This window comes from Ralstonia sp. 24A2, assembly GCF_051783885.1.
In the GTDB taxonomy this organism is placed as follows: Bacteria; Pseudomonadota; Gammaproteobacteria; order Burkholderiales; family Burkholderiaceae; genus Ralstonia.
On the sequence record NZ_JBPVZD010000003.1, the window covers coordinates 498240 to 510473 of the forward strand.

The following is a 12234-nucleotide window of genomic DNA, read 5'->3' on the forward strand; positions in this document are numbered from 1 at the left end:
ATGATGAGCTGGTGGATTTCCTGGTTGATGCGGAAGTATTCGGTGCGACGCCCCGCCTCGTGCGCATCGAGCATGGCCTGGTGCTTGCGCTCAAGGCGTGCCATGGCCACCTCGGACAAGCGCGACGCCGCCAACTCGCCGGCAGTGGCTTCCAGCCCATGCAAGGTCTCGAAGGTGGCGCGCAGTTCATCGAGGTCGAGCGGTGCAACGCGATAGCCGATGTACTGCCGATGCAGGACCAGCCCTTCGGCCACCAGCACCTTGAGCGCCTCGCGCAGCGGCGTCTTGGAGACATCGAACATCTCGCAGAAAGCGCGCTCATCAATGCGGGCGCCAGGCGGCAGCTCGCCCTCTTCGATCAGGGTACGCAAACGCGTGGCGATTTCGGCCGACATGCCGAGCGTGCGCAAGCGCGTGGATTGAAGCAACGGTTGAGTCACAGGCATCACCGGAATGAGGAACATGCACCACAAGAAGGCTATCACACACCATCATTGTGCGATTTCAGTGTATATAAATCAATAACTTACAAGTGTTGTAATTACAGATTACGTATCCTATACTCGGCCACGTTGCGCAACACAATTCAATCAAACCGACTTTTGAGGTCGTTTCGGGAAGCGGTACCCACAGCAAACTGGTGACGACAGCCAGGCTGTCGGGCGCTTCTCGAAACGGCTTCAGGAGCGATCAAGGAGACACGCGTAATGGAAACCGCAAGCCAGGCCCCGGCCATGGCGCTAACGGAGACGAAGAGCTCCGTGCGCTGGAAGATCTTTCTGATGATGTTGATGCTCATCTCCATCAACTACATCGACCGCGCATCGCTGTCAGTGGCGATGCCCCTGATCGCCAAGGAGTTCGACATCGGTCCGGCGGTGCAAGGCCTGCTGCTTAGCTCGTTCTTCTGGACCTATGCCTTCATGCAGATTCCCGGCGGCATGCTGGCCGACCGCTTCGGCCCGCGCGTCGTGATTGCCGGCGCCACGCTGGGCTGGGGTTTCTTCCAGGCGGTCGCAGCCCTTTGCACCGGCTGGGTGCCGTTGATGTTCACGCGGCTGGGCCTGGGTGCCGCTGAAGCGCCGATCTATCCGGCTGGCGGCAAGCTCAACGCCATCTGGATGACGCAGAACGAGCGCGGCCGCGGTGCCACGCTGCTCGACGGTGGCGCACCGCTGGGCGCGGCACTGGGCGCCCTCATCATCGCGGGCCTGATCACCGAGTTCCAATCGTGGCGCACGTCGTTCGTGGTGGCTGGTATCGGCACCATGGTGGCGGGCTTCTTCGCCTGGTGGTACGTCCGCAACCACCCGCGCCAGCATCCGTCCGTCAATGATGCCGAAGCCTCCTACATCGAGGCCTCGCACGCTGCCGACATGGCCGCAGAGCCGGCCAACCTGAGCGGCAATGTGCTGGACTTCTTCAAGTACCGCTCGGTGTGGGGCATGTTCTTCGGCTGGATGTGCTTCAACGCACTGTTCTACGGCCTGCTGACCTGGATGCCGACCTACCTCTCGAAGGTGCACGGCCTGGATATCAAGCAGATGGGCGGTGCGGTGTTCGCCATGTTCTTCTCCGGCTTCGTCGGTGAAATGTTTGGCGGCTGGCTGGCCGACAAGTGGAAGGCTGCCGGTGCGTCGCAGGCCAAGGTGCTGCGCACGCTGTTCGGCATTGCCTCGGTGATCGCAACGATTGCCATCTACACCGTGGCGCGCTTCAAGGACCCGATCGTCGTTGTGGCGCTGCTGTCGGTGACGCTGTTCTTCCTGCGCTGGTGCGGCCTGTTCTGGTGCGTGCCGTCCATCCTTGGCACGCGCAAGCGCGTCGGCTTCCTGGGCGGCACGATGAACCTGGGCGGCAACGTGGCCGGTATCGGCATGCCCATCATCGTGGGTGTGATCGTGCAGGCCACCGGCTCGTACGACATGGCACTCATGCTGTTTGCCGCCTGCGGTGCCGGCCTGCTCATCTGCTCAACGCTGCTGATCGACTACAGCAAGAAGCTGCCGATCTGAGCTCAAGCACACGCCGTCTTGCAATCACCTCAAAAGCACATTCCACACCCACGCCGCAAGGCGCCGGGTGGTGGTGGAGACACCCCATGCACACAACCCAACGCCATCTGCTGAGCGCCGCCGCGCTCGCTGCACTGTGCCTGTTCGGTCAGGCCCCGCTGCACGCCGCCACGCCGGCGGCCACACCAGCAGCCAAGCAACATGCCTCACAGGAACTGCCGACCGCGCAGCCGGAAGCGGTCGGTGTCGATTCGCGCAAGCTGATCGAACTCTCGCAATGGATCCGCCGTGACCAGCTCGACGTACGCAGCCTGCTCGTCATCAAGGACGGCAAGCTGATCTTCGAACGCTACGGCAACGAACTCGGGCGCGACTACAACCATGAGCTTTATTCCGTCACCAAGTTCATCAGCGCGCTGCTGGTGGGAACGCTGGTGGGCGACGGCAAGCTCAACGCGCAGGACAAGCCCGCGCCGCTGCTGGCCGCGGCACGGCCGGATCTGGCAACGTCGCTGGCAGACAAGAAGGACATCCGCCTGCAAGACCTGATGTCGATGTCCAGCGGCCTGTCGTACAAGCTGGTGGAAGGCACCGACACGCTGTACTACGGCTTGCCGGATCGCCTGAAGGTGGCCGCCTCCGCGAGCGTGCGCGTCAAGCCGGGCACCGAGTTCGACTACATCGACGTGAACCCGGTGCTGGTGGGCGCTACCGTTTCGCAGATCACCGGCCAGCCCGAGCAGCGCTATGCCGAGGCCCGCCTGTTCAAGCCGCTCGGCATGCAGCACTACCGCTGGGACGGCGCGGACGGCAAGGGTGCGGTGTCGGGTGGCTGGGGCCTGCGCCTGCGCTCGATCGACATGGCGCGGCTTGGCCTGCTGATGCTGAACCAGGGCCGCTGGAACGGTCAGCAGATCGTGCCGGCCAGCTGGGTGGCACGCATGACCACGCCGTCTGGCCCGGCGCCTGACTACGGCTTCTATTGCTGGGTCAACAACATCGTCAAGAGCGAGCGCGAGTTCAGCGCCATGGGCTACAAGGGCCAGTTCATCACGGTGCTGCCCAAGGAGAACGCGGTGATCGTGATGAACAGCATCATGTCGACCGAAGGCGGCCTGCGCGATGCGAAGTACCTCAACCTGTATCGCTCAATGGTTAACGACTACGTGCTGCCCGCACTGAAGGCCGGTAACACCGTCAAGCCCGATGCCGAACGCAAGGCTGCACTCGCGCAGGAACTGGCACTGGCCCACGCGAGCCACGGCAAGCCAGGCACCGCGATGGCCTTTAACGACACGCCTGAAAAGTAACGCCCAAACAAAACAATGCGCACGGCCCGAGGCTTCCGCCCGCGAGGGCTGTGCCAACCACGAAGAAGACACCCATGACCAAACGCATCAAGCTCGGCATGCTCACGCCGTCGTCCAACACGGCACTGGAACCCATCACCAGCGCCATGGTGAGCGGCCTGCCCAACGTCAGCGCGCATTTCTCACGCTTTACCGTCACGGAAATCTCGCTGCGCGATCAGGCGCTGGGGCAGTTCGATCTGGAGAAGATCCTCAACGCTGCCCGGCTGCTGGCCGACGCGCACGTGGACGTGATCGCCTGGAACGGCACGTCCTCCGGCTGGCTCGGCTTTGAGAAGGACGAAGCGCTGTGCCGCCAGATCACGGAAGCCACGGGCATTCCGGCCACGACGTCGGTGCTGGCTCTAAACGAGATTCTGAAGAAGACGGGCGCGCAGGACTTTGCCCTCGTCACGCCCTATCTCAACGACGTGCAGCAACTGATCGTCCAGAACTACGCGCGCAGTGGCGTGCGTTGCGTGGCTGAGCGCCACCTGGACTTGCACGTCAACCACAGCTTTGCCGACGTGGAAGAAGACACGATCCGCGCCATGGTGCGCGAGGTGGCACAGCAAAAACCGGCAGCCATCACCACGTTCTGCACGAATCTGCGTGCCGCGCATCTGGTGGAGGCACTCGAAGCGGAAACCGGCATCCCTGTCTACGACACCATCTCGACAGTCGTGTGGAAGTCGCTGCGCCTGGCCGGTGTAGACACGCGCGAGCTGCGCGGCTGGGGCCGCCTGTTTGCGGAAGTCGCTTAACGGAAAGAGGGAGTCTCCAGCATGTCCACCGAACTCGACTTGGTGATCCGCAACGCGGATGTCGTCACCGCTTCCGACCGCTTTACGTGCGACATCGGCGTGCGCGATGGCCGCATCGCCGTGCTCGGCCACGGCTTGCCGCGCGGCGCGCGTGAAATCGATGCCAGCGGCCTGCTGGCCCTGCCCGGCGGCGTCGACGGTCATTGCCACCTGGACCAACCCATGCCCGACGGCATGCGCATGGCCGATGACTTCTTCACTGGCACGCGCGCCGCCGTGTGCGGCGGTACCACCACGGTCATCCCGTTTGCCGCGCAGGAGAAGGGGCATTCGCTCAAGGCGGCGGTGGACGACTACCATCGCCGCGCCGAGGGCCGCGCGGTGGCCGACTACGGCTTCCATCTGATCGTGGCCGATCCGACGCCCAAAGTGCTGAAGCACGAACTGCCGGAGCTGATCCGCAAGGGCTACACGTCGTTCAAGGTTTACATGACCTACGACGACCTGAAGCTGTCAGACCGCGAAATGCTGGACGTGCTGGACGTGGCCAAGCAGAACAACGCGCTGGTGATGGTGCATGCGGAAAACGCCGACTGCATCTCGTGGCTGACCGAGAAGCTGGTGGGCGAAGGGCGCATCTCGCCGCGCTTCCACGGCCTGTCGCGCCCCGCTGCAGTGGAGCGCGAGGCCACGCACCGCGCCATCACGTTTGCCGAACTGGTGGACGTGCCCATCCTGATCGTGCACGTGTCGGGCAAGGAAGCCATCGAGCAGATCCGCTGGGCGCAGAGCCGCGGCCTGCAGATCCTGGCCGAGACCTGCCCGCAATACCTGTACCTCACGGCCGAAGACATGGGCCTGCCGGGCGACGACGGTTACGAAGGCGCCAAGTGCGTCTGCAGCCCGCCGCCGCGCGATCCCGAGAACCAGGCGGCCGTGTGGCGCGCGCTGGCCGGCGGCGTGTTCAGCGTGTTCTCGTCCGACCACGCGCCGTTCAACTACGACGACCCGGAAGGCAAGAAACTCGGCGGGCAGGTGCAACCGTTTGACCACATCCCCAACGGCGTGCCCGGCATCGAAACGCGTCTGCCGCTGCTGTTCGACGGCATTGCACGCGGCAAGCTGTCGCTGCATCAGTTCGTGGAGTTGACCTCGTATCGTCCGGCGCGCTTGTACGGCCTGTACCCGCGCAAAGGCACCATCGCCGTGGGCGCCGATGCCGACATCGCGCTGTGGGACCCGGAGCGCCGCGTGCGCATCACCAACGATGCGCTGCATCACGCGGTGGACTACACGCCGTACGAAGGCATCGAAGTGACCGGCTGGCCGGTGCATTGCTTCTCGCGCGGCGAAATGCTGGTCGAAAACGGCAAGTACCTCGACCCGGCACCGGGGCGCGGTCAGTTCCTGCCGGCGGGTGCGCCGTCTCTCGTTTGATCTTTAGGTTCTCATCATGCGTATTCTGGTCGTCAATCCCAACATCTCCGAAAGCGTGACGGAGCTGATCCAGGCGGAGGCACTGCGCTCCGCCTCCCCCGGCACCACGCTCACGATGGCGACGGCGCCGTTTGGCGTGGCCTACATCGAAACGCGCTTCGAGGCACTGGTGGGCGGTTACGCCACCGCGTGCGTGGTCGCTGAACACCAAGGCCAGTACGACGGCGTGGTCGTGGCTGCGTTTGGGGATCCGGGCCTGGCCGGCATCAAGGAGCTGTGCAATGTGCCGGTGGTCGGCATGACGGAGGCGGCGCTGGCCAGCGCGTGCCTGCTGGGCCAGCGTTTTTCCATCATCGCGATCTCGAACCGCATTCAAGCGTGGTACCGCGAATGCGTGGCGGCCAATGGCTTGTCGTCGCGACTGGCGAGCGTGCGCTCGCTGCAGCAGCCGCTGCGCGACATCGGCAGCGTGCAGGAAGACCACGCCGCACGGCTGGAAGAGATGAGCCTGCAGGCCGTGCGCGAGGATGGCGCCGACGTCATCATCGTGGCCGGCGCGCCGCTCGCGGGGCTGGCCCGCACGCTCAAGGACCGCATTCCGGTGCCGGTGGTTGATGGCGTGTCCAGCGCCATCCGGCATTGCGAGAGCCTGGTTGCACTCGCCCCGAAGGGTGCCGCCGAAGGCAGCTTTGCCCGCCCGCCGCACAAGCCCAACCGCGGCTTGCCGCCGGCGTTGGCGGCCATGCTGGCGTAGGCACATCCCACATCCGTCAGCCTGCAACGCGGCATCAACGCTGGCAGGCGACGCGTTATCCCTGCGCGGTATTGCGATCTCGAAAAGCGCTGGGCGCCACCCCGTCGCAGAACTCGATCAACTGGGGCTGGCCTACCTGCACGTCATGCATCAGGGCAACGAGCCGTTGCTGGCAGACATCCGCCGGCTCTGGAAGGGCACGCTCATCCTGAACCGGCCGGGCCGCCCGCGTGAACAGATCGGCGCCGATGTCGCATCCGGCCTGGCCGACCTGGAAGCGTACGGCCAGATGGCGCTGGCAAACCCGGACTTCGTGGCCCGCCTGCAAACCGATGCGCCGATGAACGAGGCGAACCGCAACAGCTTCTTTGGCGGCACGGCGCAGGGCTACGCGGATTACCCAACGCTGCGTGAAGCACAGAGCGCCTGAAGCACCAGTGGTGCTTCAACGCAGCCCACCAAAGCGCGGCCCCAGCGCGGGCCGCAAGTCATTCTCCCCATGAATGACCAGCCATTAAAACAATAAATTTCAAAAATAGATGTCCTGCCGCTAAGCTGGGTCCCCCTACTTTGCGAGCAGACGATGGCGGAGCTTTATCTCGTACGGCACGGACAGGCCTCGTTTGGCGCGGCGAATTACGACCAGCTTTCCGAACGTGGCGTCCAACAAAGCGTCTGGCTGGGCGAGTACTTCGCACAGCGGAATCTCTCCTTTGATCGGGTGATCTGCGGCACGCTGCGGCGGCACGAGCAAACCGTCGAAGCCATCCTGCGCGGCATGGGCCGCCCGGACGCCCAGTGCGAACAGCACGCCGGCCTGAACGAATACGACTTCCAACGGCTGTTTGCGGCGCTTGGGGATGATTTTCCCGAGCTGACGCGCATGGCCACCGGGTCGATGCGCGACCACTACCGCGCGCTCAAGCAAGTGCTGCAACTGTGGTCTGAAGACAAGATTCGCGGGCCCGTCCCCGAGACCTGGGCCCAGTTCCAGCAGCGTGTGGCCGATGCACGTGCGGCCATCCAACGCGGTGGCGGGCAACGTGTGCTGGCAGTCAGCTCAGGCGGCCCGATTGCCGTCACCGCACAGCAGGTGCTGGCGGCACCGGCGCCCAGCGCCATCGCGCTGAACCTGCAGGTACGCAACTGCAGCATCTCGCAGTACTTCTTCAACGCCGACGCGTTCCAGCTCGCCACCTTCAACGGCATCCCGCACCTGGACCATGCCGAGCGGCACGATTTCCAGACCTACGGATAAGCGCTCAACGCGTTTCAGTTTCAACATGACGAACGACCCGCAGCAACTCGATATCGCCGCGCTGGCGCGGTATCTGCAAGACCATGTTCCCGGCTTCGAAGGCCCGGTGGTGGCCGAGAAATTTTCCGGCGGCCAATCGAACCCGACCTTCCTCCTGCGCACACCCAAGACCCGCTACGTGTTGCGTCGGCAGCCGCCTGGCGAGCTGCTGAAATCCGCCCACGCGGTCGACCGCGAATTCCGCATCCTGACCGCGCTGTCGGGCACGGCGGTGCCGGTGGCGCGCCCGTATCACCTGTGCGAAGACCGCACCGTGATCGGCAGCCTGTTCTACGTGATGAGCTTCGAAGACGGACGCATCTTCTGGAATCCGGCCCTGCCCGAGCTGTCGCAAGCAGACCGGACCGCCGCCTACGATGCCATGCTGCACACGATGGCTGCACTGCACGACATTGACGTGGAGGCGGTGGGGCTGGCCGACTACGGCAAGCCTGGCAACTACTTCGAACGCCAGATCGGCATCTGGACCAAGCAGTACCGCCTGGCGGAAACCGAGCGGATTGACGCGATGGAGCGGCTCATCGAGTGGCTGCCCTCGGCCTGCCCAGTGGATGACGGCAAACCAGCCCTCGTGCACGGCGACTTCCGCCTCGACAACATGATGTTCGAGCCGGACAGCACCCGCGTGAAGGCCGTGCTCGACTGGGAGCTGTCGACCCTCGGCAATCCGCTGGCAGACCTCGCGTACTTCTGCATGTGCCTGCGGTTACCTTCGTCGGGCTCGCACATCCCCGGCCTTGCCGGACAAGACCGCGACGCCTTGGGGATTCCGCAAGAAGCCGAGATGGTCGCGCGCTACTGCGAGCTGCGCGGCCTGCCGCCCATCGAGAACTGGCACTTCTATCTGGCATTCAGCTTCTTCCGCCTCGCGTCCATTGCGCAAGGCGTCAAGCGGCGCGCGCTCAACGGCAACGCGTCCAGCACGCAGGCCAGCAAGGCCGGCGACATGACCGGGCCGCTGGCCGAAGCCGCGGTGCGCCTGATCGACGCGCAGCACTGACGCCACCGCAGCCCACAAGATTCCAACCATTGGAGGAGCACAGCATGAGCACCAACCTGTTCGACCTGACCGGCAAGATTGCCCTGGTGACCGGCGCCAGCCGCGGCATTGGCGAGGAAATCGCTCGACTGCTCGCCGAGCAGGGCGCGCACGTGATCGTCTCGAGCCGCAAACTGGCCGATTGCGAAGCCGTGGCAGAGCGCATCCGAGCAGCAGGCGGCAAGGCAGAAGCACTCGCCTGCCATGTCGGCCGCATGGAAGACATCACGGCCGCGTTCGAGCACATCCGCCGCACGCATGGCCGGCTCGACATTCTCATCAACAACGCAGCCGCCAATCCGCACTTCGGGCACATCCTAGACACCGATCTCGGTGCGTACGAGAAGACGGTGGAGGTGAACATCCGCGGCTACTTCTTCATGTCGATCGAAGCCGGCAAGATGATGAAGGCGCAAGGCGGCGGTGCGATCGTCAATACCGCGTCGGTCAACGCGCTGCACCCGGGCGACAAGCAAGGCATCTACTCCATCACCAAGGCGGCGGTCGCCCACATGACGCGCGCGTTCGCCATGGAATGCGGGCCGTTCGGCATTCGCGTCAACGCCCTGCTGCCTGGCCTGACCAAGACCAAATTTGCCGGTGCGCTGTTCGAAGACAAGGCGACCTACGACCGCTGGATCAGCCAGATCCCGCTGCGCCGCCATGCCGAGCCGCGCGAGATGGCCGGCACGGTGCTCTATCTGGTGTCCGACGCCGCGAGCTACACCAACGGCGAGTGCATCGTTGTGGATGGCGGCATGACGGTCTGATTGTGGATGGCCTGCTAGCGCGAATCAGTCCGCTGCGTCGCGCATCAGGCTCATCAGTTGTTCGCGCAGCCACTGATTGCCAGGGTCCCGATCGACACTGCGGTGCCAATAGCAGTGCCACTCAAGATCGGGAATCTCGAACGGCAGTTCAAGAATGCGCACGGGATAGCGCTGCAGCAGCCTGAGCGGCGCCGTCAGCACCAGGTCCGTGCGCATGGCGATCAGCGGCGCGACCATGTAGTGCTGCACGCGCATCCGGATGTTCCGGCGCTGCCCGAGCCGCGTGAGTTCCGCATCCACATACCCGCTGCCCTTGCGGCGGCTCGACACGTGGATGTGTCCCATCGCCAGGTAATCCTCCATCGACAGCACGTTGCCCTTGAACGGATGGTCGTGGCGGATCATGCAAGCGTAGCGGTCGCGCCCAAGCGCCGTCTGGCACAACTGCGGGTCAGCAATGAGCGGGGCATCGATGGCCAGTGCGATGGACCCGTTCGCAAGGGCAATGGGCACATCGGCACGGTCGGTGTAGTAGCTGCGGATATGCATACCGGGCGCCTGCTGCTGGAGCCGTTCGCCCAGCGCGGGCAGCACCAGGGCTTCGGTCAGGTCGCTCATGCTGACGGGAAAGACGCGCTCCGACGCGGCCGGGTCGAACACATCGCCTTCGTGCGCGCTGGCGTCAAGCAACTGCAGTGCCTCGCGCACCCGGCCGATGATGTTTTCCGACATCGGCGTCGGTACCATGCCGGCAGGGGTGCTGACGAACAGCGGGTCGTTGAAGGTCTTGCGCATGCGCGCCAGCGCGTTGCTGACGGCAGGTTGTGTGATGCACAGCGTCTCCGCCGCCCGCGTCAGGTTGCGGTGGTGGTAGATCGCTTCAAATACAACGAACAGATTCAGGTCAACCTTCGAAATGCGCATCGCCATGCCTCCATGGCGGGATCATAAGCGCGATCGAGCACGCGGCGCCCCGCCCATTGAAGAGAGGATCAACGTGAGCACCACTGCCGGCAAACCCGCCCTCTACGTACCCGTCCAGCGTGTCGACTTCGGCCGCGTTTCCGTCTTCTTTGGTGAGAAAAGCGGGAAGTACCCCGATGGCAATCAGGTGCTGATCCACGGCTCGGACACACGCGCTGCGTTCGACACGCCCATCGTCTCGAACCACATCGGCCCCGAGTTCGACGCGACTGAACTGGTGGTGATGGGCCACGCGCACGAAGACCACATGGCCGGCCTGCATCGCCTGCCGCATGCCAGCGTGTACGTGAACGAAGCGGATCTGGCCGCCGTGCACAGTTGGGATGGCATGGTGACCCACTACGGCCTGGACGCGGCACATGCGCCGGCCATGCTGGAGAACATCCAGCGCGATTTTTTCTACGCTCCCCGCCCTGATGCGCTGGGGTACGCGGACGGCGCTTCGTGGGACGTTGGCCAAACGCAGATTCGCGCGTTCCACATGCCTGGTCACACCGCCGGCCACACCGTGCTGCTGGTCGAGCCGGAGGGCGTGGCCTTCATCGGTGACATCGACCTGACCGGCTTCGGCCCCTACTACGGCGATGCGTGCTCCAGCCTGCGCGACTTCCGCCGCAGCCTTGCGCGACTGCCGGAGCTTCCTGCCAAGGTGTGGGTCACGTCTCATCACCGGGGTGTCTACACCGACCGCGCGCACTTCCTGCGTGATCTCGCGGCGTACACGGCCAAGCTCGACGAGCGCGAGCAACGCCTGCTGACGCTGCTGACAGCATCGCCCAAGACACTGGAACAGCTGGTCGAGCAACGGCTGCTGTATCCGCCCGGTTACGAGAGCCTCTGGGCAGTGAGCGCCGAGACCCGCACGATCTCGCAACATCTGGCCGAGCTTCTGGCCGATGGCCGCGTGCAGGTGGACGAACACGGCGTCTACCGCCCCAGCTAAGGCACACGCAAGGCAGCAGGCCCAGGCACGGGTTTTCCTGTACTGCCCATCGGAAGCAAGCTCTCTACAATGCGGAGTCATATAGATGAATAGTTGACCTGCATTGTTGCTCATGCCCGCCGACCTCCGCCTGCCCCGCTACCAGCAATTGCGCGACGACCTGGCCGCGCAGATCGCCCAACAGCACTGGCGCCCAGGTGACGCCATCCCCACTGAAGCGGAACTCGCCAAGACATACAACGTGGCCGTTGGCACGGTACGCAAAGCCGTGGACGTACTGGTGGCCGAAGGCCTGCTGGAGCGCTTCCAGGGGCGCGGCACCTTCGTGCGACGGGCCAGCTTTGCCAGTTCCCTCTTCCGCTTCTTCCGCTTCCAGAGCGAGACCGGCGAGCGGCGCATCCCCGAGAGCCGCATCCTCAAGCGCGATGTGCTCGACGCACCCTCTGCGCCCGCTGCAGGCCTGCAGATCGAAACCGGCGCACCGGTCATCCGCCTCACGCGTTTGCGCTTGCTCGACAGCGCCCCGCTGCTGGCCGAAGAAATCTGGCTGCCGCACGATCGCTTTGCCGACCTGGCCACGCTGGACCTCGGCGCCTTTGGCGATCTGCTCTACCCGCTATATGAATCGCACTGCGGTCAGATCATCGCGAGCGCGGAAGAAACGCTCACCGCCGAAGCCGTCAACGCCACTTACGCGCGCCTGCTGCGCATCCAGACCGGTGATCCGGTCATGGTGATCGAGCGCGTGGCGCGCGGCTATGACCGCGTGCCACTCGAATGGCGGCGCTCACGCGGTGCGGCGGCGCACTTCCGGTATCACGTCGATATCCGGTAGCGCCACCACCGCACGCGACACACCCA

At 64.5% G+C, this 12234-nt stretch carries 12 protein-coding genes and 1 pseudogene; 11 read left to right on the plus strand and 2 right to left on the minus strand.

Going from position 1 to position 12234, the window contains the following annotated elements:
* Nucleotides 1-446 (minus strand): GntR family transcriptional regulator (locus ACS13N_RS19695; RefSeq protein WP_438933296.1); only part of this gene is annotated, 446 nt, incomplete at its 3' end.
* 261 nt (nt 447-707) lie between these two features.
* Here ACS13N_RS19695 and ACS13N_RS19700 point away from each other — a divergent pair.
* From ACS13N_RS19700 to ACS13N_RS19740, 9 genes and pseudogenes are all read left to right on the plus strand, one after another.
* Nucleotides 708-2015 carry an MFS transporter gene (locus ACS13N_RS19700; protein WP_438933297.1) on the plus strand — a complete coding sequence of 436 codons (1308 nt, stop codon included), beginning with the start codon at nt 708-710 and terminating at the stop codon, nt 2013-2015.
* An 86-nt stretch (nt 2016-2101) separates the two neighbouring features.
* A complete protein-coding gene (locus ACS13N_RS19705; protein WP_438933298.1) occupies nt 2102-3325 on the plus strand; it encodes a serine hydrolase domain-containing protein in 1224 nt (407 codons plus the stop codon).
* Nucleotides 3326-3399: 74 nt separating this feature from the next.
* A complete protein-coding gene (locus ACS13N_RS19710) occupies nt 3400-4128 on the plus strand; it encodes a maleate cis-trans isomerase family protein (protein WP_438933299.1) in 729 nt (242 codons plus the stop codon).
* 21 nt (nt 4129-4149) lie between these two features.
* The gene (hydA, locus tag ACS13N_RS19715; RefSeq protein WP_438933300.1) at nt 4150-5565 is read left to right on the plus strand and encodes a dihydropyrimidinase; all 1416 of its coding nucleotides are present in this window, start codon (nt 4150-4152) and stop codon (nt 5563-5565) included.
* A 16-nt stretch (nt 5566-5581) separates the two neighbouring features.
* Complete coding sequence (locus ACS13N_RS19720) at nt 5582-6319, plus strand: aspartate/glutamate racemase family protein (RefSeq protein ID WP_438933301.1); 738 nt, start codon at nt 5582-5584, stop codon at nt 6317-6319.
* 94 nt (nt 6320-6413) lie between these two features.
* Nucleotides 6414-6749, plus strand: a pseudogene (locus ACS13N_RS19725) (alkene reductase); the annotation flags it as partial.
* 153 nt (nt 6750-6902) lie between these two features.
* Nucleotides 6903-7577: a histidine phosphatase family protein gene (locus tag ACS13N_RS19730; protein WP_438933302.1), complete on the plus strand. Its 675-nt coding sequence runs from the start codon at nt 6903-6905 to the stop codon at nt 7575-7577.
* A gap of 25 nt (nt 7578-7602) precedes the next feature.
* The gene (locus ACS13N_RS19735) at nt 7603-8637 is read left to right on the plus strand and encodes a phosphotransferase (protein WP_438933303.1); all 1035 of its coding nucleotides are present in this window, start codon (nt 7603-7605) and stop codon (nt 8635-8637) included.
* 44 nt (nt 8638-8681) lie between these two features.
* Complete coding sequence (locus tag ACS13N_RS19740; protein ID WP_438933304.1) at nt 8682-9446, plus strand: SDR family oxidoreductase; 765 nt, start codon at nt 8682-8684, stop codon at nt 9444-9446.
* A 24-nt stretch (nt 9447-9470) separates the two neighbouring features.
* Here ACS13N_RS19740 and ACS13N_RS19745 read toward each other — a convergent pair whose 3' ends face one another.
* The gene (locus tag ACS13N_RS19745) at nt 9471-10370 is read right to left on the minus strand and encodes a LysR family transcriptional regulator (protein WP_438933305.1); all 900 of its coding nucleotides are present in this window, start codon (nt 10368-10370) and stop codon (nt 9471-9473) included.
* Nucleotides 10371-10443: 73 nt separating this feature from the next.
* Between ACS13N_RS19745 and ACS13N_RS19750 the strand changes: the two genes are divergently transcribed.
* Together ACS13N_RS19750 and ACS13N_RS19755 are read left to right on the plus strand one after the other, a co-directional pair.
* Nucleotides 10444-11373 (plus strand): MBL fold metallo-hydrolase, encoded by a 930-nt coding sequence (locus ACS13N_RS19750; protein ID WP_438933306.1) that lies wholly within the window; start codon nt 10444-10446, stop codon nt 11371-11373.
* A 112-nt stretch (nt 11374-11485) separates the two neighbouring features.
* Nucleotides 11486-12208 carry a GntR family transcriptional regulator gene (locus tag ACS13N_RS19755; RefSeq protein ID WP_438933307.1) on the plus strand — a complete coding sequence of 241 codons (723 nt, stop codon included), beginning with the start codon at nt 11486-11488 and terminating at the stop codon, nt 12206-12208.
* The last annotated feature ends 26 nt before the right edge of the window (nt 12209-12234 follow it).